21 protein-coding genes are annotated in these 21,441 nt (G+C 71.6%); 2 read left to right on the top strand and 19 right to left on the bottom strand.

Going from position 1 to position 21,441, the window contains the following annotated elements; genetic code table 11:
* Positions 1–8: 8 nt before the first annotated feature.
* Positions 9–2,465 (bottom strand): ATP-dependent helicase HrpB, encoded by a 2,457-nt coding sequence (gene hrpB / locus PG2T_RS07480; protein WP_068803884.1) that lies wholly within the window; start codon positions 2,463–2,465, stop codon positions 9–11.
* 122 nt (positions 2,466–2,587) lie between these two features.
* Between hrpB and PG2T_RS07475 the strand changes: the two genes are divergently transcribed.
* Positions 2,588–3,709, top strand: coding sequence for a fatty acid desaturase (locus PG2T_RS07475; RefSeq protein WP_068803882.1), 1,122 nt, complete (start codon positions 2,588–2,590; stop codon positions 3,707–3,709).
* Between the two features lie 66 nt (positions 3,710–3,775).
* On the opposite strand, the gene PG2T_RS07470 is transcribed toward PG2T_RS07475, so the two are convergent.
* From PG2T_RS07470 to PG2T_RS07385, 18 genes are all read right to left on the bottom strand, one after another.
* On the bottom strand, positions 3,776–5,107 hold the full coding sequence (locus tag PG2T_RS07470) for a flagellar hook-length control protein FliK (protein ID WP_145931038.1): 1,332 nt from the start codon (positions 5,105–5,107) through the stop codon (positions 3,776–3,778).
* Positions 5,108–5,243: 136 nt separating this feature from the next.
* The gene (fliJ, locus tag PG2T_RS07465; protein WP_068803878.1) at positions 5,244–5,672 is read right to left on the bottom strand and encodes a flagellar export protein FliJ; all 429 of its coding nucleotides are present in this window, start codon (positions 5,670–5,672) and stop codon (positions 5,244–5,246) included.
* Entirely contained in the window at positions 5,669–7,021 is a 1,353-nt protein-coding gene (locus tag PG2T_RS07460) for a FliI/YscN family ATPase (RefSeq protein ID WP_083214819.1), read from the bottom strand. The genes fliJ and PG2T_RS07460 overlap by 4 nt, the downstream gene beginning before the upstream one ends.
* On the bottom strand, positions 7,018–7,620 hold the full coding sequence (locus PG2T_RS07455; RefSeq protein WP_068803876.1) for a flagellar assembly protein FliH: 603 nt from the start codon (positions 7,618–7,620) through the stop codon (positions 7,018–7,020). Before PG2T_RS07455 ends, PG2T_RS07460 begins: the two co-directional genes overlap by 4 nt.
* Positions 7,601–8,605, bottom strand: coding sequence for a flagellar motor switch protein FliG (fliG, locus tag PG2T_RS07450; protein ID WP_145931037.1), 1,005 nt, complete (start codon positions 8,603–8,605; stop codon positions 7,601–7,603). The genes PG2T_RS07455 and fliG overlap by 20 nt, the downstream gene beginning before the upstream one ends.
* The gene (fliF, locus tag PG2T_RS07445; RefSeq protein ID WP_068803874.1) at positions 8,598–10,289 is read right to left on the bottom strand and encodes a flagellar basal-body MS-ring/collar protein FliF; all 1,692 of its coding nucleotides are present in this window, start codon (positions 10,287–10,289) and stop codon (positions 8,598–8,600) included. The genes fliG and fliF overlap by 8 nt, the downstream gene beginning before the upstream one ends.
* Positions 10,290–10,316: 27 nt before the next feature.
* Positions 10,317–10,643 (bottom strand): flagellar hook-basal body complex protein FliE, encoded by a 327-nt coding sequence (gene fliE, locus PG2T_RS07440; protein WP_068803872.1) that lies wholly within the window; start codon positions 10,641–10,643, stop codon positions 10,317–10,319.
* A gap of 4 nt (positions 10,644–10,647) precedes the next feature.
* Positions 10,648–12,015, bottom strand: coding sequence for a sigma-54-dependent transcriptional regulator (locus tag PG2T_RS07435; RefSeq protein WP_068803870.1), 1,368 nt, complete (start codon positions 12,013–12,015; stop codon positions 10,648–10,650).
* 3 nt (positions 12,016–12,018) lie between these two features.
* The gene (locus PG2T_RS07430) at positions 12,019–12,837 is read right to left on the bottom strand and encodes a sensor histidine kinase (protein ID WP_068803867.1); all 819 of its coding nucleotides are present in this window, start codon (positions 12,835–12,837) and stop codon (positions 12,019–12,021) included.
* 127 nt (positions 12,838–12,964) lie between these two features.
* Positions 12,965–14,395, bottom strand: coding sequence for a sigma-54-dependent transcriptional regulator (locus PG2T_RS07425; RefSeq protein ID WP_068803865.1), 1,431 nt, complete (start codon positions 14,393–14,395; stop codon positions 12,965–12,967).
* A 146-nt stretch (positions 14,396–14,541) separates the two neighbouring features.
* Positions 14,542–15,081, bottom strand: a complete 540-nt coding sequence (locus tag PG2T_RS07420) for a PilZ domain-containing protein (protein ID WP_068803862.1) — start codon at positions 15,079–15,081, stop codon at positions 14,542–14,544.
* A 91-nt stretch (positions 15,082–15,172) separates the two neighbouring features.
* A complete protein-coding gene (fliT, locus tag PG2T_RS07415; protein WP_068803860.1) occupies positions 15,173–15,484 on the bottom strand; it encodes a flagellar protein FliT in 312 nt (103 codons plus the stop codon).
* Complete coding sequence (gene fliS / locus PG2T_RS07410) at positions 15,484–15,897, bottom strand: flagellar export chaperone FliS (protein ID WP_068803857.1); 414 nt, start codon at positions 15,895–15,897, stop codon at positions 15,484–15,486. The genes fliT and fliS overlap by 1 nt, the downstream gene beginning before the upstream one ends.
* Before the next feature lie 36 nt (positions 15,898–15,933).
* Entirely contained in the window at positions 15,934–17,337 is a 1,404-nt protein-coding gene (fliD, locus tag PG2T_RS07405) for a flagellar filament capping protein FliD (RefSeq protein ID WP_068803855.1), read from the bottom strand.
* Positions 17,338–17,347: 10 nt separating this feature from the next.
* The gene (locus tag PG2T_RS07400; RefSeq protein ID WP_083214818.1) at positions 17,348–17,752 is read right to left on the bottom strand and encodes a flagellar protein FlaG; all 405 of its coding nucleotides are present in this window, start codon (positions 17,750–17,752) and stop codon (positions 17,348–17,350) included.
* A 127-nt stretch (positions 17,753–17,879) separates the two neighbouring features.
* Positions 17,880–18,704, bottom strand: a complete 825-nt coding sequence (locus tag PG2T_RS07395) for a flagellin domain-containing protein (RefSeq protein WP_068803853.1) — start codon at positions 18,702–18,704, stop codon at positions 17,880–17,882.
* 269 nt (positions 18,705–18,973) lie between these two features.
* The gene (galE, locus tag PG2T_RS07390) at positions 18,974–19,954 is read right to left on the bottom strand and encodes a UDP-glucose 4-epimerase GalE (RefSeq protein ID WP_068803851.1); all 981 of its coding nucleotides are present in this window, start codon (positions 19,952–19,954) and stop codon (positions 18,974–18,976) included.
* Positions 19,955–20,008: 54 nt separating this feature from the next.
* Positions 20,009–20,395: an HIRAN domain-containing protein gene (locus PG2T_RS07385; RefSeq protein WP_083214817.1), complete on the bottom strand. Its 387-nt coding sequence runs from the start codon at positions 20,393–20,395 to the stop codon at positions 20,009–20,011.
* A 156-nt stretch (positions 20,396–20,551) separates the two neighbouring features.
* On the opposite strand from PG2T_RS07385, the gene PG2T_RS07380 reads away from it, so the two are divergent.
* Complete coding sequence (locus PG2T_RS07380; RefSeq protein ID WP_068803849.1) at positions 20,552–21,433, top strand: DMT family transporter; 882 nt, start codon at positions 20,552–20,554, stop codon at positions 21,431–21,433.
* Positions 21,434–21,441 lie beyond the last annotated feature (8 nt).

The following is a 21,441-nucleotide window of genomic DNA, read 5'->3' as shown; positions in this document are numbered from 1 at the left end:
TGCGTCGCCTAACGCCGCGGCGCCGGCGGCGCGGCAGCGAGCGGATCGTCCGGCCACGGGTGCTTGGGGTAGCGCCCACGCATCTGCTTGCGCACCTCGGCGTAGGCGCCGCGCCAGAAGCCGCCAAGGTCAGCCGTCACCGCCACCGGCCGGCCGGCCGGTGACAGCAGGTGCAGCACCAGCGGCAATCGCCCGCCGGCCAGGCGCGGCGTGTCGTGCTGGCCGAACAGGTCCTGCAGGCGCACCGCCAGCACGGGTGTGTCGGCCGCGTAGTCGATGGCACGCGCACGGCCGTTGACGGTGAGCTCGCGGGGCAGTTCGGCGTCCAGATGCCGGGCCTGGGCGTGGTCGAGCAGCCCGGACAGCGCCATTCGCAGCCCCCCGTCGGCAAGATCGTCCATCCGCCGCAGGCCCGGCAGGTACGGACGCAGCCAGTCGGCAAGACCCGCTTGCAGGGCCGCATCGGACAGGTCCGGCCAGCCGGCTTCGGGTTCCAGGCGGACCATGAGGGCGACCCGCGCGCGCAGTTGCCGGTCGGCATCGCTCCACGGCAGGGCGGCGACGCCGCGGCGGGCGATGGCCTCCAGCAGTGCCCCGGCGATGGCCGCGGCCGAAGGCTGCGGCAACGGATCGTCCGCCAGCACCAGGGCGCCCAGGCGCTGCACCCGCCGCGCCTGCACGGCGCCGCTGGCGGCGTCGAAGCGCACCTGCTCGACGGTCTCGAGCAGCGGCCCGCAGACGGCCTCGATTTCGCTGCGCTCGATGCCGGCGGCCAGTCGGATGCGGGCGTTGTCGCCTATGTCGTCCAGTTCCGCCACCACCAGGAATTCGGCTCCTGCGAGCGCATCGGCCGCATCCAGGGTCGCGCCGCGGCCGTTGGCGAGCCGATAACTGCCGCGACTGCGCCGCTGGGCGATGCGGTCCGGAAAGGCCAGCGCCAGCAGTGCGCCGCAGCTTTGTGACACGCCGGCGCCAGCCGGCAATCGCGACTGCAGGCGCCGCGCCAGGCGCAGCACGGCATCGAAGGCCGCGCGGTCCGCATCGCCGCCGGCGCGCCCGGTGCGCAGCGCCGTCAGGCGCAGCTCGATGTCCACCGCCGGCGCCTGCCCCGGCGTGCGGCGCAGGACGTCCCGCTCGGCCAGCAGCGCCGCCAGCAGGCAGGCGTCGGCACTGGCGCCGGCCAGCAGCAAATGCGCCAGGCGCGGCGGCAGACCAAGACCGGCCAGGGCGCGGCCGTGTGGGGTGATTGCTGCGCTGGCATCCAGTGCGCCCAGCGCCTGCAACAACTGCCGCGCCTGCGCCAGATGCGGCGCCGGCGGCGGCGTCAGCCAGGCCAGTTCCGCCGGGTCGCGCACGCCCCACAGGGCCAGTTCCAGGGCCAGCGGGGCCAGATCCGCCACCGCGATTTCTGGCGCGGCGTATGCCGGCAGGCGGCTGTGCTCGGCCTCGCTCCACAACCGAAAACACACGCCCGGCCCGAGGCGCCCGGCGCGGCCGGCGCGCTGCTCGGCCGCTGCCCGCGACACCGGCACCGTGACCAGGCCGTCCATGCCGGTACGCGGGTTGAAGCGCGTGTGGCGACTCAGTCCGGCGTCGATGACCACGCCGATGCCGTCGATGGTGAGGCTGCTCTCGGCGATGCGGGTGGCCAGCACGATCTTGCGCTCGCCGGGCGGCGGCGCGGCGATGGCGGCATCCTGCGCCGCCGCATCCAGCCCGGCATACAGCGGGCACACGCGCACGTCGGCCGGCAGCTCGGCACGTTCAAGCTGGGCGGCAAGGCGGCGGATTTCCGGCGTGCCGGGCAGGAACACCAGCAGGCTGCCGGTTTCTTCCGCCAGCGCCCGGCGGATGGCCGCCACGATGCGCCCTTCGAGCGGTCCGTCGCCCGGCAGGTGGCGCACGCTCACCGGAAAACTGCGCCCGGCGCTGCTGACGCGCGGCGCGCCGCCGAGCAGCTGCGCCACGGCGGCGCCATCCAGCGTGGCGCTCATCACCAGCAGCCGCAGGTCCGGCCGCAGCAGCGCCTGCGCCTGCAGGCACAGCGCCAGGCCCAGATCGGCCTGCAGGCTGCGCTCGTGGAACTCGTCGAAGATCACCAGCCCGACGCCGGTGAGCGCCGGGTCGGCCTGCAGCAACCGCGTCAGGATGCCCTCGGTGATGACCTCGATGCGCGTGGCCGCCGAGACGCGGCTGTCCAGGCGCGTGCGGTAGCCGACGGTCTGGCCCTCGGCCTCGCCGAGCAGGCTCGCCATGCGCCGGGCCGCCGCGCGCGCGGCCAGGCGGCGCGGCTCCAGCAGCAGGATTTTCTGATCCCCGAGCCACGGCGCGGCCAGCAGGTCGAGCGGCACGCGCGTGGTCTTGCCGGCGCCCGGCGGCGCCTCCAGCACCACCGCCGGGTGGTCGTCCAGGGCGGCGCGCAGCGCCGGCAGAGCTTCGTCGATGGGCAGTTCGGGACCGGACATCCGGCCATGCTAACAATCGCCCGCGCGGCGATTGACACGACGGTTGCGCTCGCGCACATTCCCGAACGATCGATCAGGATTGGTCGACACCCCAAGTTCCCCAAGAGGCTGGAGGCAAGGTCATGGATTACCTGCGTTATTACCTCAACTGCCTGCTGCCGCTGGCGGCCATCGCGGGCTTTCTGCTGGGCGGCCAGTGGGTGTGGCTGGGCATCGGCACGCTGCCGCTGCTGCTGATCGCCGACGCGCTGTCACCGCAGGACTACGCGCCGCGCAATATCAACAACGGCGCGCTGGCCGACCTGGTGATCTATGTGCAGATGCTGCTGGTGCTGGGCACCTTCGTCGCGTTTGGCTGGCGGGCGCATGTCGGCTTCGATCCGGCGCTGGGCAACCTCCAGCCGTGGATCGCCAGCGCCGCGGCGCTGATCTGGGTGGGCCTTGGCGCCAACGTCGGCGCCGCCCACGAGCTGATGCACCGCCACAACCCGCTGGCGACCTTCATCGGCAAGCTCGGCTTCGGCATCATCGGCGCGCCCAACCGCGACATCTCGCACACCGTCACGCACCACCTGTATTTCGACACCGAGCGCGATTTCGACACCGCCCGGCGCGGCGAGTCGGTGTACCGCTTCGTGCCGCGCTGCATCTGGGGCAACACCCTGGACGAACTCGACTACGAGCGCCGCCGCCTGGCCGCGCAGGGCCTCGGCCTGTGGCACTGGAAAAGCCAGATCGTCCAGGGTCAGGCGCTGACCGTGGCGGTGCTGGCGGTGATGTACTGGGCCGGCGGCGTGCCGGCCCTGCTGGTGCAGCTGACGGCCATGATCGGCGGGCGCATCCTGGGCGAGGCGCTGAACTACCTGCAGCACTTCGGCCTGCTGCGGGTGCCGGGCCGGGCCATCGAGGACCGCCACACCTGGAACCACCTGTCGGCAGTCACGCGCATCCTGGGCCTTGAAATCACCAACCACGTCGAGCACCACCAGGATCCGGACCGGCCGTTCTATGCCCTCACGCCGCGCCCGCAAGGCCCGCAGATGCGCAACATCCTGCTGTGGGGCATCGCGGCCTTCTTCCCGCCGATCTGGAACCGCGTGATCCAGCCGCGCCTGAAGGACTGGGACCTGAACCACGCCAGCGCCGAGGAGCGCGCCCTGGCGCGCGAGGCCAACCGCCGCGCCGGCTGGCCGGACTGGCTGGGCGAGACGGCCATCGACACCCGGACCGCTACCGCGCACTGACGCGATCCGGATGACAAAAAACCCCGGCCCGGGTCTGTCCCGCGCCGGGGTTTTTTGTGCGGCCGATCAGGCGTAGGCGTCGACCAGGCCGCGGCCGATCACGCGCACGCGCTCGCCAATGACCGGCCCACCCATACCCGCCGCCGAACCGCGGGACTCAGCTGCGGCCTGCTGCGAGCTGCCCTGCTGCGGCGTCTGCTGGCCGGCGCCGGCCTGCTGCTGGGACACGTCCGCCTGACCCAGTTGCAGGCCCTGCTGGGCGAGCAGTTCGCGCAGCTGCGGCAGGGACTGCTGCACCGCGGCGACCGTACCGGCGTGCTGCGCGCTGAAGCTGAGCTGCGCGGTGCCGTCGCTGACACCGACGCGCACCTCGATCGGACCCAGCTCGCGCGGGTTCAGCTGCAGGCGCGCCTCGTGCACGCCCTCGCGCACCAGCCACAGCAGGCGCTCGCCCAGTTCCTGACTGAACTGCGGACTGCCGGGCGAGGCCGCCACGGGCAGTTCTACGGGTGGTCCGCCGGACGCCGCGGGAACACCCGGCCGACCGGCGAGCTGCAGAGCCGCGGCAAGCTCGTTGCCCGGCAGGGTGCCGACCGGTGCCGATTCATTTGCCGGCCCGGGGGGCTGCGCCGCCATTGCGACCTCCAGCCCGACCGCACCGGTCGCAGTCATCGCGGACGCCGCAGGCTGCTCGGCCGCGGCGCCGACAACGGCTGCCTGTCGGCCATGGCCGCCATCCGGCGCGGCGTGCGCGCTGGCGACCGTGCGGGCGATGGGGGCGGCGTGCAGGAGCAAGCCTGGCGGCAATTGACCCGCGGCGGCCGGATCGGCCGCGCCTTCGCTCGCCAGCCGACGCGCCGCCTTGCGCGCCGCACCCGGAGCACTCTCCGGCACCTGCACCGCGGTGGGCGTCGCCGCCAGCTGCGGTTCGGTATCCCGGCCATGTTCTTCGCCGGCGCCCGTCTCCTGCACCGCGCCACGGGCCACGCCCGGCATCGTCACCGGATCGCTCGACGCCGCGGGTGAAGGCGGCGGCGCGCCCAAATGGGCCGCCGCGGGCGCAGCCTTTTGCCCGCGCGCGATGTCGCCGAGCGCGTCCACGACCGCCGCCACAGCGCCGGACGGCTGTGGCTCGGCAGGCAGCGGCAACCCATCGGCGGCAACGGCCGCAATCGGGGGCGTGATCGGCTCCGCTGCAGGGTCGGTCACCACCGGCAGGACCGGCAACGTTTGGCCGTCGATAGCCGGCGGGCTGTTGCCGTCGGCGGCGACCGCCGGCTGGGCCAGCGCCTGGCCGAGGGCCGCCGGAAAGCCGGCCGCCGGCGCCGGGGCGTCACTATCGACGGGCGGCGCGGCGCCTGTGGCCCCGCCGGGGATTACGGTACTGACTGCATCCACCGCTGCATGCTCCTGAAAAAACTCGCCCACCGGTGTGCCCGAACGACGCCGTGCCGCATCGGGGTTCTGTGCATCTGCATTGCACGGTCCGGGCCAACCGCCATTACGATCCGCGGGCCGATGCCGTGCGCTCGCCTCAGCCGGCCCTGGAGCGGCTGCTGACCCAGTCGTCCAAGGCGCGCTGCTCGCGCCGCTCGGCGGCCTGCAGGGCTTGCGCCTGGTAGCGACCGATCAGCCGGCGCAGACCCTCGCTGCGGCGCTGGCGCCGCTGCAGTTCCTCACGCGCCCGGGCGCAGGCCTGCTCGGCGGCGGCCACGGCGCGTTCCTGATTCAGGGCCAGCTGTTCCAGACGCCCGACGAACTGCTGGTGGTCGCGCAGCGTCGCCACCGGCACCGCGCCGACCTGCGTGCGCTGCCGATACTCGCCGGCGTAGCGGTGCAGATCGGCCAGGCGTGCGCACTGCGTGACCCACTCGGCCTCGCAGGCGACCAGGCGGTGGCGGGCCTGGCGCTCCGCTTCGAGCAGGCGTTGCAGCACCGGCTGCAGGCGCGCCGCGCGCTTCATGCGCCGCCGCCGCCGCCGGCGAACAGCGCGTCGAGGCTGGCCACGCTGGTCGCATGATCGACGCCCTGGCGCAGGTCCTGACGCAGAAAGTCCAGCAGCTGCGGTTGACGGGCAATCGCCTCGTCCAGCAGCGGATCGGCGCCGGCCTGATAGGCACCGACGGCCACCAGGTCGCGGTTTTGCCGGTAAGTCGAATACAGCTGGCGAAAGCGCCGCGCCGCCGCCAGCTGTTCCGGGGCGGCCAACTCCACCATCAGGCGGCTGACCGAGGACTCCATGTCGATGGCCGGGTACAGGCCGGTCTCGGCGATGTCACGGCTGAGCAGGATGTGACCATCCAGAATGGCCCGCGCCGCATCGGCGATCGGGTCGTTCGGATCGTCGCCTTCCGTGAGCACGGTGTAGAAGGCGGTGATCGAGCCGCCGCTGGGCGCCGTGCCGGCGCGCTCGATCAGCGCCGGCAGGCGCGCGAACACCGAGGGCGGATAGCCCTTGGTGGCCGGCGGCTCGCCGACCGACAGGGCGATCTCGCGCTGGGCGTGGGCGACGCGCGTCAGGGAATCCACCAGCAGCAGGACATTCAGGCCCTGGTCGCGGAAGTATTCGGCGATGGCCGTGGCCAGCATGGCGCCTTGCAGGCGCTGCAGGGCGGTGGTGTCAGCCGGCGCGGTGACCACCACTGCGCGCTTCAGGCCTTCCGGACCCAGGATGGACGTGACGAACTCGTTGACCTCCCGGCCACGCTCGCCGATCAGGCCGACCACGGTCACGTCGGCGGCCGTGTAGCGGGTCATCATGCCCAGCAGCACGCTCTTGCCGACACCGCTGCCGGCGAACAGGCCCAGACGCTGGCCCCGACCGACCGTGAGCAGGGAATTGATGCTGCGCACGCCGACATCCAGCGGCTCGCGAATCGGCGGGCGGCCGAGCGGGTTTTGCGGCGTGCCGGCGAGCGGCACGTGCCGCTCGGCGCGGATCGGCCCCTTGCCGTCCAGCGGCCTGCCGGCGCCGTCCAGCACGCGGCCGAGCAAACCCGGCCCGACCGGCGCCAGGGCGCCGTGGCGCAGCGGCAGCACGCGCGCCGTCGGCCCCAGGCCCTGCACCGGATCGATCGGCATCAGCGACATGAAATCGCCCGAGAAGCCGACCACCTCGGCCTCGACGTCGGCCTGACCCGGCTGGCGCACCAGGCAGCGACTGCCGATGACCGCCGGCAGGCCGATCGCCTCCAGCGTCAGCCCGACCATGCGCGTGAGCTTGCCCTCGACCTGCACCGATGGCGCCGCGGTCAGATCACCGATGCGGCTGCTCAGCTGCTGCGCCAGACGCTGCTGCAGGGCCGCGCTCATGCCGTGCCGCCCTCCAGCAGGCGGGCAAACACTTCCGTCAGGCGCGTTTCGAGCGTCAGGTCCACTTCCGACGATTCCGTGCTGATGCGACAGCCGCCGCGCGACAGGCTGGCGTCGGCCACCAGTTCCCAGCGGGCGTCGTTACGGCCGCGCGGCGCCATGGTACGCACCAGATCCAGGTCCAGCGGGTTCAGATGCACGCTGATCTGGCGCGCCGCCGGCGGCAGTGCCGCCACGCCCTCGCGTACCAGCTCACCGATGCGCGCCGGCACCGCGGTCAGCTCGCGGCGCACGACCTGCCGCGCCAGGGCACAGGCCAGCTGCAGCATGCTGTCGAGCAGCTCCTGCTCCAGGCTGGCCAGCGGCGCCGCCAGGCTGTCGAGCACGGCCGCGAACCGGGCAGCATCGTTTGCCAGTTGTTCGGCGGCACGTTGCCGGCCTTCGGCCAGACCCTGCTCCAGGCCAGCGGCATAACCTTGCGCATGACCGGCGTCGCGGGCCTGCGCCCGCGCTTGCTCCAGCTGCGGATCGCCTGCCTCGATGGCCCGCGGGCTGACCGCCTGCCAGCCCTGGAAGGGCTTACTCGACAAAATCGCCACTGGCCTTGCCCAGCCGGATGGTGCCCGCTTCCGCCAGGCGGCGGGCGGCGCCCAGCATTTCCTTTTGCGCCGCCTCCACTTCCGCCAGGCGCACCGGGCCGCGCAGCTGCATGTCGTCGCGCAGCATCTCGCCGGCGCGCTTGGACATGTTCTTGAAAAAACGATCCCGGATCACCTGATCGGCGCCCTTGAGCGCCACCAGCAGGACTTCCGAGGTGGTCTCGCGCAGCAGCGCCTGCAGGCCCTTGTCGTCGACATCGGCCAGGCTCTCGAACAGGATCAGGTTGTCCTGAATCTGCTGTTCGAGTTCTTCGTCGGCTTCGCGCAGTTCCTCCAGCACGCCGTTGCCCAGCGCCGGATCGAGCCGGCCGACGATGCCGGCGGCCACCTTGACCCCACCGACCTGTGCCGACTTGACGCTGACGTTGCGGTAGAAGTGCTGTTCAAGGATGGCCCGCACCTCGCTGAGCGCCCCCGGTTGCAGCTCGTCCAGCGTGGCAATGCGGGTCACGATGTCGGTGCGCTGGTCGGCCGGCAGCAACGGCAGCACCAGGGCCGCCTGATCCGCCTCCATGGAGGCCAGTGCCAGCGCGGTGACCTGCGGGTGTTCGTCCTTGAGCACGGCGGCGATGGCCTTCGGGTCCATCCACTTGAGGTTGCCCAGCGTGTCGTCGTCGCGTTCCAGCACCCGGTCCAGGATGCCGCGTGCCTTCTGTTCGCCCAGCGCACTGACCATGACGTTTCGCAGGTAATCCTCGACGCCGACGGTGAGCATGCTGTCGCTCTGCACGGCCATGCCGAACTCGGCCAGCACGGCGTTGATCTGGTCGCGGCTGATGGCGCCCAGGCGCGTCATGGCGGCGCCGATGCGCTGCACTTCCTTGGGCTCCATCTGGCGCAGCACGTCGGCGGCCTTGCGCTCACCCAGCGCCAGAATGAGGATCGCCGAGCGCTCGACGCCGTTCAGCTTGGTCGGCTCAGGCATCGGCGGCCATCCAGTTGCGCATCACCTGCATCACCCGCTGCGGGTCCTGTTCGTGCAGGTCCGGCAGGGGCGGCGGGCCGGCCGGCGCCGCCAGACGCTGCGGAGCGGGCGACAACTCGCCGGTCTGCGCCAGGGCCGGGGTCGTGGCCGGACCGGTCTGGGCGATGACGGCGGCACCGGCCTGGCGCACGCTGCGCAGCATCGGCCGCAGCACGCCCAGCAGCACCGCCGCCAGGGCGCCCGCTCCGAGCAGCAGGCGGGCGGCCTGCCACAGCCAGGACTGCTCCCACACCGGGGTGCCTGAGGCGGCGGGCGTGGGCTCGCCGGGCATGAAGGCCGCGTTGATGACGTTGATGCTGTCGCCCCGCTCGGCGTTGAAGCCGACCGCGTCGCGCACCAGCGCGGTATAGCGATCGAGCTCTTCCTTGCTGCGCGGCTCGCGCGTCTGCTTGCCATCGGCAGCGCTGGCCAGGCGGTCGTCCACCACCACCGCCACCGTCAGACGCTTGACGCCGCCACCGGCCAGCTTGCTGTGGCTGATGGTGCGGTCGATCTCGAAGTTGCGTACCGAGCGGCTGCTGCGTTCCTTGGGTGTCGACGCGCTGGCAGCCGGCGTTGCGGTCGCCCCGCCAGCCGCGGCGCCGCTTGCCGCCGGCGTGGCCGCGCCCGCGACCGCCGGGACCGGAGCGGCCTCGGGCGCCAGGCTGCCGCCCTGCGGCGGCTGGTTGCTGAGCGTGCCGGGCACGCCGCCGCTGGCCGTGCCGGCGGCGGCGCTTTCGGTTGATTCTTCCTGCGAGCTGCGCAGCACGGCGCGATCGGGCTGGTATTCCTCGCGGGTGCGTTCGGTGACCTCGAAATCGACCTCGGCGCTGACCTTGGCGCGCACGCCGCCCGGCCCCACCACCGCCGCCAACAGGTCCTCGATGCGCCGCACGTAGTCCTGCTCCAGGCGCCGGGCATAGTCGTAATGCTCGCCGGACTGGTTCAGACCGGCCTGGCCGGCCGGCCGGGTCAGCAGCGCGCCGGCCTGATCGACCACCGTGACGCGCGAGGCGGCCAGGTCCGGCACGCTGGAGGACACCAGGTGCACGATGGCCGCCACCTGACCGTCGTCCACGCTGCGTCCACGGTACAGCTGCAGCATGACCGACGCGGTCGGCTTGTCGCGGTCGCGCACGAACACCGAGCGCTCCGGGATGGCCAGGTGCACGCGCACCTGCTGCACGCCGTCCATGGCGCCGATGGTGCGCGCCAGTTCGCCCTCCACGGCGTGCTGATAGCGGGCGTTTTCCATGAAGCGGCTGACGCCGAAGCCCGGATCCTGACTGAGCATCTCAAGCCCACTGCCGCTGCCCTTGGGCAGGCCCTCGGCCGCCAGCTTCAGGCGCGCCTCGTGCACCGCCGTGGACGGCACGCGCAGCGCGCCGGTCGCGGCGTCCAGGCGGTAGGGAATGGCGGCTTTTTCGAGCGCCGCCACCACCTGGGCGGCGTCGCGCTCCTCCAGGCTGCCGTACAGCAGGCTGTAGTCGGGCGTGCGCGCCCACAGCACGATGCCGATGACGCTGGCGATGCAGGCGGCCAGCGCCACCAGCAGCACCGCCTGGCGCGAGGCCGGCAGCTTGATGAAGCCCTGGATCAGCGCCGCCGGGCTGCCGGCGGGCAGGCTAGGAGTCGAATCGGCCATGGTGGTTCAGTTCCCCCTGAAAACCGCTCAGATCTGCATGTTCATGACGTCCTGGTAGGCCGACAGGAGCTTGTTTCGCACCTGCACCACGGCCTGCAAGGACACGCTCGATTTCTGACTGGCGACCATCACCTGCGCCAGGCTGACCTTCTCGTCGCCCTGCTCGAAGCGGGCGGCTAGGTCCGTGGACGCCGCCTGCGCCTCGTTGACCTGACTGACAAACTGGCCCAGCACGGCGCCGAAGCTTTCCTTGGCGCCGTCGCTCGGCGTCGGCGCCTTGACCGCCGCGTGGTCGATCTGTTCGCGCAGGGCGCGGATCTGGCCCAGCACGGCGTTGATCTGCATGTCCGACATCGCTTCAGTCCTCGTCCCGTGCGGCGCCCGCGGCGGGCACCTCGAAGCCGGCCTCGCGCAGCTGCGACAGCTTGTAGCGCAGCGTGCGTTCGCTGATGCCAAGCTGCGCCGCGGCCTGCGCCCGGCGGCCGCCGCTGGCGCGCAGCGCGCCCAGGATCAGCTGCGCCTCGCGGCTGCGCAGGTCGCGGTCCAGATCGCCGACCGCGGTCGGCTCGTTGGCAGGCGTCGCCACCTGCCCGTCGGCCATCGATGCCGGCCCGCCGACCAGGTGCGCGGCCTCGATGGCGCCGGCGTCGGCCAGGATCAGCGCGCGCTGGATCATGTTGTCCAGCTCGCGCACGTTGCCCGGCCAGGGATACCCGACCAGCGCGCTGGCGGCGGCATCGGCCAGCACCGGCGCCGGCGTTGGCCGCCGCCAGTGGCGCGCCAGCAGGCGGCGGGCCAGCGGCAGGATGTCGGCCGGCCGCTCGCGCAGCGGCGGGATGTGCAGCGGGAACACGGCCAGGCGGTAGTAGAGGTCCTCGCGAAAGCGCCCGGCGGCCACTTCGGCGGTGAGGTCGCGGTTGCTGGTGGCCAGTACGCGCACGTCCAGCGCGATCGCCTGCTTGCCGCCCAGGCGCTCGACCTCGCGCTCCTGCAGCACCCGCAGCAGCTTGGCCTGCAGGCCGATCGGCATCTCGGATATCTCGTCCAGCAGCAGGCTGCCGCCGTGCGCCTGTTCGAACTTGCCGGCGTGGGCGCCAGTGGCGCCGGTGAAGGCGCCCCTCTCGTAGCCGAACAGGACCGCCTCGAGCATGTTGTCGGGAATCGCGGCGCAGTTGATGGCCACAAAAGCCCCGCCCTGGCGCGGCGAATGCCGGTGGATGTAGCGCGCCAGCACCTCCTTGCCGGTGCCCGACTCGCCGGTCAGCAGCACGCTGACCTCGCTGTGCGCCACCCGCGCCGCCAGCGCCAGCAGCTCACGCGAGCGCGGATCCTCGGCGACAGGCTCGTCGCCGCTGTCGCCCTGGCGGGGCAGCAGCTGGCCGATCAGACTGACCAGCGTCGCCGGCTCGAAAGGCTTGGCCAGATACTCGACGGCGCCTTCGCGCACCGCCTGCACGGCGCTGCGGATGGTGCCAAACGCGGTCATCAGCACCACCGGCAGGTCCGGCCGCTGCCGGCGCAGGGCATGCAACAGGGCATTGCCGTCCATCGGCTGCATCTGCACGTCGCTGACCACCAGCGCCGGGCGTTCGCGGTCCAGCAGCGCCAGCGCCGCCTGGCCATCAGACGCCGGCAGGCTGCGGTAGCCGGCCAGATCTAGCGTGTCGCACAGCGCCTCGCGCAGCGCCGGATCGTCCTCCACCACCATCACCGCGGCGTGCGTCATGGCTCAGGCCTCAAGCGCCGCGCGCGGCGCCGGGCGGCGCTCGGTCCGACCCGGCAGCATCAACTCGAAGCGGCAACCGGCCACCGATTCGGCCAGCCGCAGCGCGCCGTGGTGACGCTCGATCACGCCCCGCGCCACCGCCAGGCCGAGCCCGGTGCCGCCCGGTCGACCCGACACGAAGGGCTCGAACACGCGCCCGCGCAGGGCCGGCGCAATGCCGGGTCCGTCGTCGCTGATGGCCAGCCGCAGCTGCCCGAGCGGCGCCGGCAGGCGCTCGACGCTGACCTGCCGGGCGCCGGCCTCGAAGGCGTTCAGACACAGGTTGGCCAGCGCACCGCTCAGGTTCTCAATGCTGCCGGTCAGGCGCAGGGCCGTGTCCGGGCGCGGCAGGCGCAGCTGCACACCGGCCGGGCACTGCGGTTGCACGGCGGCATCCAGGGCCAGCACGAGGTCGGCCAGGGAAAATGCCTGCGTGCCGGCATCGGCGCCGTGGGCATAGGCCAGCATGTCCGCCACCAGGCGTTCGAGCTGGCGCAGGCGCTCGACCAGGCGCTCGGCAAAGCGCGCCTGACTGTCGGCATCCAACGCCCCATCGCGCAGATGGCAGGCGTAGACCAGCGCGGTTGCCAGCGGCGTGCGTACCTGATGGGCCAGCCCGGCGCTCATCTGGCCAAGCACCGCCAGCGGCCGCTGCGTGGCCAGCTCCTGCTGCAGGACGTCCAGACGCCGTTCGAGCTGGCGGTAGGAATCGCCCAGCGTGCCCGACAGCTGGTCGAGCGCGGCGGCATCGCGAGCGGAATCGACGAGGGGCAAGGCCGGCATGGTCGGTGCGTCCTGATCAGTGCGCCCCAGGGGATCGGGGCCGGTCGACCGGACCTAAAGCAACCGCCGTACCAGATTATTTTTTATTTATTATTCAGTAAGTTGATCAATTCAATCGGCGCGAGCGTCAAACATCCGACGCGAAGCTCGCCCGTTGCAGGCCGTACTTGCGCATCTTCTCCACCAGCGTCGTGCGGCGCATGTTCAGCAGTTCAGCGGCGTGCGCCACCACGTCGTTGGCCTCGGTCAGTGCCTGCGCGATGTAGTTGCGTTCCAGGTCTTCGAGGTAATCCTTGAGGTTGATGCCGGCCGCCGGCAGGCGTGCGGCGGCGCCCTCCGGCGGCGGCACGAAGGTCGGCAGGGGCAGGTCCAGTTCGCCGCCGGCCACGGTACCGGCCGCGCTGTCCGCCGCCTGGCGCAGCCGCGCCGGCAGGTCGCCGGCGCCGACCGGGCCGTCGCCGTGCATGATGGCCATGCGCTCGATGACGTTGGCCAGTTCGCGCACGTTGCCCGGCCACGGGTAGCCCGCCAGCACCGCCAGGGCATCCCGCCCGATTCGCACGTTGATGCCCTTCTCGCGCCCGATGCGGGCCGACAGTTCCTCGACCAGGGCCGGGATGTCCTCGCGCCGCTCGCGCAGCGGCGGCAGCTCGATCGGAAACACGTTCAGGCGGTAATAGAGGTCCTCGCGAAAGGCGCCCTCGCGGATGCCGGCTTCAAGGTCCCGGTGGGTGGCGGCGATGATGCGCACATCGGCGCTGATGCTGCGGTTGCTGCCGACGCGCTCGAACACGCGCTCCTGCAGCACGCGCAGCAGCTTGACCTGCATCGGCAGGCTCATGTCGCCGATCTCGTCCAGGAACAGCGTGCCGCCCTCGGCCGCCTCGAAGCGGCCCTGGCGAGCGCTGATGGCGCCGGTGAAGGCGCCCTTCTCGTGCCCGAACAGTTCGCTTTCGAGCAGATCCGCCGGAATCGCGCCGCAGTTGACCGGCACGAACGGTTTGTTGGCGCGTGCGGACTGGAAATGGATGTTGCGCGCCACGACCTCCTTGCCGGTGCCCGACTCGCCCAGGATCAGCACGTTCGAGTCCGTGCGCGCAACACGCTCGATCAGGTACTGCACGCGCTCCATGGCGTGGCCGCGGCCGACCAGCCGGTACACCAGGCTCGCGTTGTGGCCGGCGCCGGCCCGATCGCGCACGAAGCGCGCCCGGTCCAGCGCCGCCGACAGATCGCCAAACTGCAGCGGCAGCGTCACGCTGGCGACCAGCGTGCGCCCCAGCGCGGTCTGCCAGTCGGCGTCCGCAGACTGGCCGCCGGGCACCGCCAGCACGACCACCAGACGCGGCCAGCGCGCGCGGCAGCTGTCCAGCAGGGCCAGGGCCGCCTCGCGCGGACCGGCCTGGAACAGCATCAGCGCCAGCGGGGCCGCTTCGGACGGCGCCCCGGCCAGATCGGCCGCGGACACCACCTGATAACCCAGAAACTGCAGCAGTACGTCAGGCGCCGGGAAAATGTCGTGAGGGTGCGGAGCCAGCAGCAGACTGTCGCGGACCATGCCAGGGAATTCCCGTTCGATGCCCGGCCGCAGTGCTCGGCGAGCACGTACCACAGCGAGGCGAAAGCGTCACAACGCCGGCATGGTGCAAACGCAATCAGGCAGTGTCAAGAATCCGGCAATCGGTTGGCCTGGAACGGCGGCGCTCAGGCCGGGCGTTTGGCCTGCGCCACCGCCCGCCGATGACGGCGAAACAGGTAACGCTCCAGAGCGTCCGTGACCGCCGCGTCCAGACCGTGAAACTCGGCCAGCACCTTGCCATCGCCCAGCGGCAGCAGCGTGGCCGGCAATTCGAGCGCGCTCGGCAGCGCCGCATGCAGGTAGAGGCTGATCCGTCCCGGCCCGGCCGGCAGTGGCGCCCGCCAGAGCACGCCGCGCAGCCCCAGGCGCGCCGGTTGAGGGTCCGGCAGCTCCAGTTCGCGCTTGTGCCAGCGGCCCATCAGGCCCAGCAGCAGGTCCAGTTTCTGATCCAGGCGGTGCAGATGGGCTGCCAGCTGCGGGGCGTCGTCCAGTGGCGGCGGCGGCTCGTCGAGATTGCCCAGCAGCGCCAGCAGCGTGGCGGCCTGACGGTTGGCATCGGCCAGCCGGTCGGCGTCCGGCAATTCCTTAAGCGGTTGCCATACCAGCACCAGACTGTCGGCCAGACTGAGGCCGCCGGCCAGGGGATCGACTGCATCCGTGTCCATGCGCTGTTTCCTCCTGAACCGTCCGCGGCCGCCAAGGGAGCGCACTTTGCCATGCGCGAGCGGCCCGCGAGCCCCTCCAGGCGCCGGACGCTCAGCCGGTCACGGCCTGCGCGGCGTAAGCACCCTGCATGCGGCGGCCACCGCGCAGTTCCTGAAGCGCGGCGGCGGTTTCCTGGCGCGCGCGCGCCGCGCGCTCGGTCAGCGTGCGGTCGGCAGCCAGCATCGAGCGCAGCGCCTCGATCACCGGCGGCCGCAGGCGCCAGGCGTCGCCGGCCAGTGCCGTTTCCAGGCAGGCATGGCGCTGTCGGGCCAGCTCGGCGGTGGTATCCCAGGCACCGGCATCCGCCGCCGCGGTCATGGCGGCGGTCAGTTCCAGGGCCGTGCTCAGGAAGCGCTCGTCCATCAGCCGTTGGCCGCCAGCGGGGCCGGCCGGTCCGGGTCGATCGCCTGCCAGGCCTCGGCCAGCGCGCCCAGCAGGCGCCCGGCTTCGTCCAGGGGTTCCACCCGATTGGCGGCATTGGCCTCGATCAGGCGCCGCAGGATGTAGTCGTACAGGGCCGACAGACGATCCACCAAATCCGGTGCCGCGTCGCGACGCAGGCTGCCGGCGAGCTCGCCGACGATGGCCACCACGGCCGAAATCAGCTCACCCTTGGCAGCCAGTTCGCCGCGCTGCAGATGACCCTTGGCGCGCGCGATGCGCTCCAGGGCGCCGTCGAACAACAGGGCGGTCAGATGATGCGGCGTGGCCTCGGTGACGGTGGACTGCACCTGCACGGCGGCATAGTGCTTCAGGGCTGCGCGGGACTGGGACATCGCGGCGAATCTCCGGATAAGTGGCCTTGTGCTGGCCTACTTATCGGCCGATCCGGCGCCGGGTAAAGCGGCAAGTTGCTGGGTAAGGAAATTTCCGGTGGACTGCATCTGCGCCAGCAGTCCGTCGAGCGCGTTGAACTGGCGCAGGTAACGCCGTTCGAGGTTCGCCAGGCGGTCCGCCAGGGCCTCGCGCTGGTCGGCGATGTCCCCGAGGCGCCGGTCGATGCCGTCGGTGCGCGCCCGCAGCGCGCCGCCCGATGACACATAGCCGTTGACCTGCGTCGACAGGCGCCCGGCGATGCCCGCGTCGCCCCGCAACAGGCCGTCGAGCGCTGCCGGGTCGCTGGACAGCAGCGTCGCGAGCTTCTGATCGTCGAGCTTCAGCACGCCGTCCTTGTCCACCGACAGCCCGATGTCGCTGGCCATCAGGGGCGAACCGGCCACGGGGTCGGTCAGGCCGCGGCGCAGCTGGGCCGACAGGCTGCGCAGGGCGGAGTCGCCGAACAGCGCCGCCGCCGTGCCGGCCGCCGGATCGAAGGTGCTCTGCGCCTTGAGCACGCTGAACACGCCGTTGTAGGCATCCACCAGGGCTTGCAATGCCGGCTGCACCTGCGCCGTGTCGGGCGCCACGCTGAGCGTCACCGGCGCCGTGGTGGTGGCCTTCAGATCGAGCGTGACGCCACTGAGGGCGCCGCTGACGGCATTGCTGGCGCTGGCGTACGTGAAGCCGTCGATGGTGACCACGGCGTCGGCCGGCGCCTGCGTTTCGGTCAGGCCGTTGGCGCTGCCACCGGCCTGGTACTGCAGCGCCGCCAGGCCGCCGTCGCCGCCGCTCTGGTTCACGGCGATGGTGTTGGCCGCGCCGGTCCTGGTGGAGCTCAGCAGCAGGTAGGTGCCGGCCGGCTCGGTGCCGCCGGTGCTGGTGACCAGCGTGGCGGTAATGCCCAGCGGCTTGCCGTCGGCGTCGCGCGCCGCATTGATGGCATTGCGGATGCCGGTCAGGGTGTTGTTGCTGCTGTCGATGGTGACGCTGGCGGTGGCAGCGCCCAGTGACAGTTCGAGCGTGCCGGTGCCGACCACCGCCTCGGGCCCGCCGAAGGCGCCCGAAGCCAGCTTGTGGGCGCTGGCCAGGGCCGCCACCTCGACCGCGTAGCTGCCGGCCACCGCGCCGGCCGCCGTGCTGGCGGTAAAGCGCGTAGCGTCCGCCGAGCTGGCCGCGACCGCAGTCAGCAGGGTCGGCGACTTGAGCGCGTCGAGCGCCGTTTTGAGCTTGTCGAGGGCGCTGCGAATCAGCCCGAAAGCCGACAGTTGCGCCTTGAGGCCGGATTCCTTGCTCGCCAGGCGCGCTTCTGCCGGCGCGCGTTCGGCGCTGATCAGCTGATTGACGAGCCCGGCCACATCGAGGCCGGAGCCGATGCCGCCGGAACTGAGTGTTGCCACGGCAGTCTCCTCAGGCCTGCTCGCGCACCAGCAGACCGCTGTTGGCCTGCATGTCGTCGATGATCTGCCGCTTCTCGAGGGCGTCCTGGCTGGGCATCTGGCGGATCAGCGCGCCGGTGTCGGCGTCCACCACCCGCAACACAGTCTGGCCGGTGGCCTCGTCGACCCGGAAATGCAGTTCCCGGTGCAGGGTCTGCACGTGATCCTGCAGACGCGCCACCGACTCACCCGGCTCAGCCCGCCGCTGGGCGCGTGCCTGAGCCGCAGGCGCGTCCTGACCGAACGACTGCTGTTCACCCAATCCCGGCTTGGCCGGCGCGGTCACCTGCCGTGCCGCCAGTGCGGCGACCTCGGCCACCGGCGTGGCCGGCACCGCCAGTGGCGGGCGCAGGGCTGGATCGAAATTCACGTCCATGGGCGCATCCCTCGTGTGATTCGGCCATGCCCGCAGACACGGCATGCTTGCGGACAGGCAAAAGGGCGGACCGGAGCATGACCCCGGCCCGCCTTTGCATTTGCCTTGGCGCCTTGCGCGCGCACCCTTACCGCAGCAGTGAGAGCACGTTCTGCGCCTGCTGGTTGGCCTGCGCCAGCATGGCGGTGCCGGCCTGCTGCAGGATCTGCGCGCGGGACAGGTTGGCCGTCTCGGCCGCGAAGTCCGCGTCCAGGATGCGCGAGCGGGCCGCCGACACGTTCTCGGCCGTCACCTGACCGCTGGCGATGATCGACTCGAAGCGGTTCTGGACGGCGCCCAGATCGCCGCGCTGGCCGTCCACCAGCACCAGCGCCGCATCGACCGCGTCGATGGCGGCGTCCGCGCCGGTCTGCGAGGTGACGTCGACGGCGGTGGCGTCGACGCCCAGCGTGGCGGTGTCCGCAGCGGCGATGTCGAAGGTGATGCTCTCGCCGGCGTAGGCGCCGATGTGGAACACCGCGCCGGTAAACGTGCCGTCCAGCAGCGCCTTGCCGTTGAACTTGGTCTGGCCGGCGATGCGGTCGATTTCCGCCACCAGCTGCGTGACCTCCGCCTGCAGGGAGGTACGGTCGTCGGCGCTGTTGGTGTCGTTGGCCGACTGCACGGCCAGCTCACGGATGCGCTGCAGGGCATTGGTCACTTCGCCGAGGGCGCCTTCCGCCACCTGGGCGACGGAGATGCCATCGTTGGCGTTGCGCACGGCCTGGTTCAGGCCGCGAATCTGCGCCGTCATGCGGTCGCTGATGGCCAGACCGGCGGCGTCGTCCTTGGCGCTGTTGATGCGCAGGCCCGACGACAGGCGCTGCAGGGAGGTGGCCAGGTCACCCTGGCTGCGGTTCAGGTTGCGCTGGGTGTTCAGCGCGCTGATGTTGCTGTTTACGACTTGCGGCATGGGAATGCTCCACTGTTGAGTTGCGTTACCTGGGCCGTGCCCCCCACGGGGTGTCGGGCCTGTTCCAGGAACCCGGAGACAGGCTCCGCTTCCGGGCTGTGTATCGGCGGGGCAAATCAGAAGCTTGAGCGGCGGCCTGCAAATTTTTTAAGCAGGCATCAGCGGGCGTGCGCGTGGCGCCGCAGCGGCCTCGCAACGAGGTCAGCGAAACGTTGAAGTAGGAGCCCGGCTGCGCCGGGCGATCATCGCGCAGCGAAGCTGCGCTTACCTCAGCCGGCTCGCGGCAGGCTGCGTTCCCAATCGAGCGCGGTGCGGACGATGAAATCCAGGTCGTCGTGCTGCGGCTGCCAGCCGAGCGCGCTGCGGATGCGGCTGCTGTCGGCCACCAGGGCGGCCGGATCGCCCGGGCGGCGGTCGGTGTCGCGCACGGTGAGCGCCTGGCCGTGTTGCCGTTCGACTGCCGCCAGCACCTCGCGCACGCTGTAGCCGTGGCCGTAGCCGCAGTTGAGGGTCAGCGACTGGCCGCCCGCAGCCAGGTGATCGAGCGCCAGCACGTGGGCGCGGGCCAGGTCCTCGACGTGGATGTAGTCGCGCACGCAGGTGCCGTCCGGGGTCGGGTAGTCGGTGCCGAACACGTCGATGCGCTCGCGCTTGCCGCAGGCCAGCTCGCAGGCCACCTTGATCAGGTGCGTGGCGGCCGGCGTGGCCTGCCCCAGGCGCCCGCCGGGGTCGGCGCCGGCCACGTTGAAGTAGCGCAGCGTGACGTGGTCCAGGGCGCCGGTGGCGGCCAGGTCGCTGATCATGCGCTCGCTCATCAGCTTGGAGGCGCCGTAGGGATTGATCGGCAGCAGCGGCGCGCTTTCGCTGACCGGAATGTGCTCCGGCGTGCCGTACACGGCAGCGGTGGACGAGAACACCAGCCGGCGCACGCCGTGGCGCAGCAGCGCCTGCAGCAGGCCGAGCGTGTTGCGGGTGTTGTTGGCGTAGTACTTGAGCGGGTCGGCCACCGACTCGGGCACCACGATGTGGGCGGCGAAGTGCAGCACCGCCTCGAAGCGGCCGGCGGCGAGCGTCGCATCCAGGCGCGCCGTGTCGGCCAAATCGGCCTCGACCAGCGGCGCCCCCAGCGTGGCCCAGCGAAAGCCGCTGCCCAGGTTGTCGTACACGGTCACGTCGTGGCCGGCTTCGACCAGTTGCCGGGTGACGTGGCTGCCGATATAGCCGGCGCCACCGGTGACGAGCAGACGCATGTCGGGTTCCTGTCGCGGTATGGGGCGCCGATGATAGGGCGTTTCGTGGACGGATCAGGACAGTACGGGCGCGCCGTGGGTCAATTGCACGCGCAGCTGCACGCGGCCGCGCGGGTAGCCGCCCTCGGCCAGGCCGGCAATGCTCGCCCGCAGCGTTCGGCCCTGGTCCAGCCAGCGGGCGACGGCAGCGTTGTCGGTGCGCGGCAGGTAGCCGAGCTTCTCGCGCCGGTAGTACACCGCCACCGCCAGCGGATCGTGGCGGTTCCAGGGCTCGCGGCGCAGGCGCAGTTCCAGACCCGGCCGCAGGAACGGCCAGATGCCCTCGGCGCGGTGGTACTGGAAGCCGGCCAGCGACAGGTGCAGCGGCGGGATGTCCGGCTCGGCTACGAACAGCTGCGGCAAGCGGGCGAGCAAACGGGCAGGATGCAGCGACAGGGCCATGGCGGGTCTCCGGCGGTGACAAGTCGGAGCACTGTAGGTGGGCACTGTCCTGAATCCTGAGACACTTGGGGTCGCCGGCCAAAGTATTTTTTCCGCGCCGGGCCGGGGCCATGGCCCACAATCCGCACGTCCAATCCCGCAACCTGGCAGGAACGCGTGTCGCGCACCTTCATTGCCCGCCACCCGCACGTGGCCCTCGGCAGCCTGATCCTGATCTGGGGCGTCGGTTACCCGATCATGAAAATCGGCCTCGGTTACTGCCCGCCGCTGCTGTTTGCCGGGTTGCGCGCGGTGGGCGGCGGCCTGCTGCTGACCGGACTGGCCCTGCACCACGACGGGCTGCCCGATCTGGCCGGCACCTGGCCGGCGCTGCTGGTGAGTGCGCTGTTCAACGTGCTGCTGTTCTTCGGCCTGTCGACGCTGTCGGTGCAGCTGCTGCCGGCCGGCATCGCCTCGGTGGTGCTGTACCTGCAGCCGATCTTCATCGCCGGCCTGGCGCACCTATGGCTGGGCGAGCGGCTGACGCGCACCAAAATGGCCGGCCTGCTGCTCGGCTTCGGCGGCGTAGCGGCCATCATGGTGCACGGCATGGAAGGCTCCCTGTCGCCGGCCGGGATCGCCTATGGCGTCGGCTCCGCGGCCGCCTGGGCGCTGGGCACGGTGGGCTTCAAGCGGGCGGCGCCGCGCTCGATCCTGTGGTTCATCGCGCTGCCGTTTTTGCTCGGCGGATTGCTGATCGTCGCCAGTGGACTGGCCTTCGGAGAACGCTGGACCGACATCGCCTGGACGCCAGGCTTCATGCTGGTGCTGGCCTACGGCGCGGCGGTCGGGCTGGCGCTGTCGTGGACACTGTGGCTGGCGCTGGTGGCCGTCGGCGAGGCCTCGCGCATGGCCGGCAACACCTTCCTGGTGCCGCTGGTGTCGGTGGCCGCCGGCACGCTGTTTCTGGGTGAACCATTGACCGCCACGCTGGCCGTGGGCGCACTGGCCGTCATGGCCGGGGTGTACCTGGTCAACCGGCCGGCAGTGGCCGCCTGAACACTTCC

Origin of the sequence: Immundisolibacter cernigliae (genome assembly GCF_001697225.1) — a bacterium.
Lineage (GTDB): Bacteria > Pseudomonadota > Gammaproteobacteria > Immundisolibacterales > Immundisolibacteraceae > Immundisolibacter > Immundisolibacter cernigliae.
This window is presented reverse-complemented; position numbering and strand designations above follow the sequence as displayed.

Coding starts and splice junctions, on each gene's coding strand:
- fliG (WP_145931037.1), bottom strand. CDS start 8,605: ATGCCTGAGCCGACCAAGCTGAACGGCGTCGAGCGCTCGGCGATCCTC.
- hrpB (WP_068803884.1), bottom strand. CDS start 2,465: ATGTCCGGTCCCGAACTGCCCATCGACGAAGCTCTGCCGGCGCTGCGC.
- galE (WP_068803851.1), bottom strand. CDS start 19,954: ATGCGTCTGCTCGTCACCGGTGGCGCCGGCTATATCGGCAGCCACGTC.
- fliF (WP_068803874.1), bottom strand. CDS start 10,289: ATGGCCGATTCGACTCCTAGCCTGCCCGCCGGCAGCCCGGCGGCGCTG.
- fliJ (WP_068803878.1), bottom strand. CDS start 5,672: ATGAAGCGCGCGGCGCGCCTGCAGCCGGTGCTGCAACGCCTGCTCGAA.
- PG2T_RS07435 (WP_068803870.1), bottom strand. CDS start 12,015: ATGACGCACGCCGCGGTGATGGTGGTGGAGGACGATCCGGCGCTGCGC.
- PG2T_RS07425 (WP_068803865.1), bottom strand. CDS start 14,395: ATGGTCCGCGACAGTCTGCTGCTGGCTCCGCACCCTCACGACATTTTC.
- fliT (WP_068803860.1), bottom strand. CDS start 15,484: ATGGACGAGCGCTTCCTGAGCACGGCCCTGGAACTGACCGCCGCCATG.
- fliE (WP_068803872.1), bottom strand. CDS start 10,643: ATGTCGGACATGCAGATCAACGCCGTGCTGGGCCAGATCCGCGCCCTG.
- PG2T_RS07385 (WP_083214817.1), bottom strand. CDS start 20,395: ATGGCCCTGTCGCTGCATCCTGCCCGTTTGCTCGCCCGCTTGCCGCAG.
- fliS (WP_068803857.1), bottom strand. CDS start 15,897: ATGTCCCAGTCCCGCGCAGCCCTGAAGCACTATGCCGCCGTGCAGGTG.
- PG2T_RS07460 (WP_083214819.1), bottom strand. CDS start 7,021: ATGAGCGCGGCCCTGCAGCAGCGTCTGGCGCAGCAGCTGAGCAGCCGC.
- PG2T_RS07430 (WP_068803867.1), bottom strand. CDS start 12,837: ATGCCGGCCTTGCCCCTCGTCGATTCCGCTCGCGATGCCGCCGCGCTC.
- PG2T_RS07420 (WP_068803862.1), bottom strand. CDS start 15,081: ATGGACACGGATGCAGTCGATCCCCTGGCCGGCGGCCTCAGTCTGGCC.
- PG2T_RS07475 (WP_068803882.1), top strand. CDS start 2,588: ATGGATTACCTGCGTTATTACCTCAACTGCCTGCTGCCGCTGGCGGCC.
- PG2T_RS07395 (WP_068803853.1), bottom strand. CDS start 18,704: ATGCCGCAAGTCGTAAACAGCAACATCAGCGCGCTGAACACCCAGCGC.
- PG2T_RS07400 (WP_083214818.1), bottom strand. CDS start 17,752: ATGGACGTGAATTTCGATCCAGCCCTGCGCCCGCCACTGGCGGTGCCG.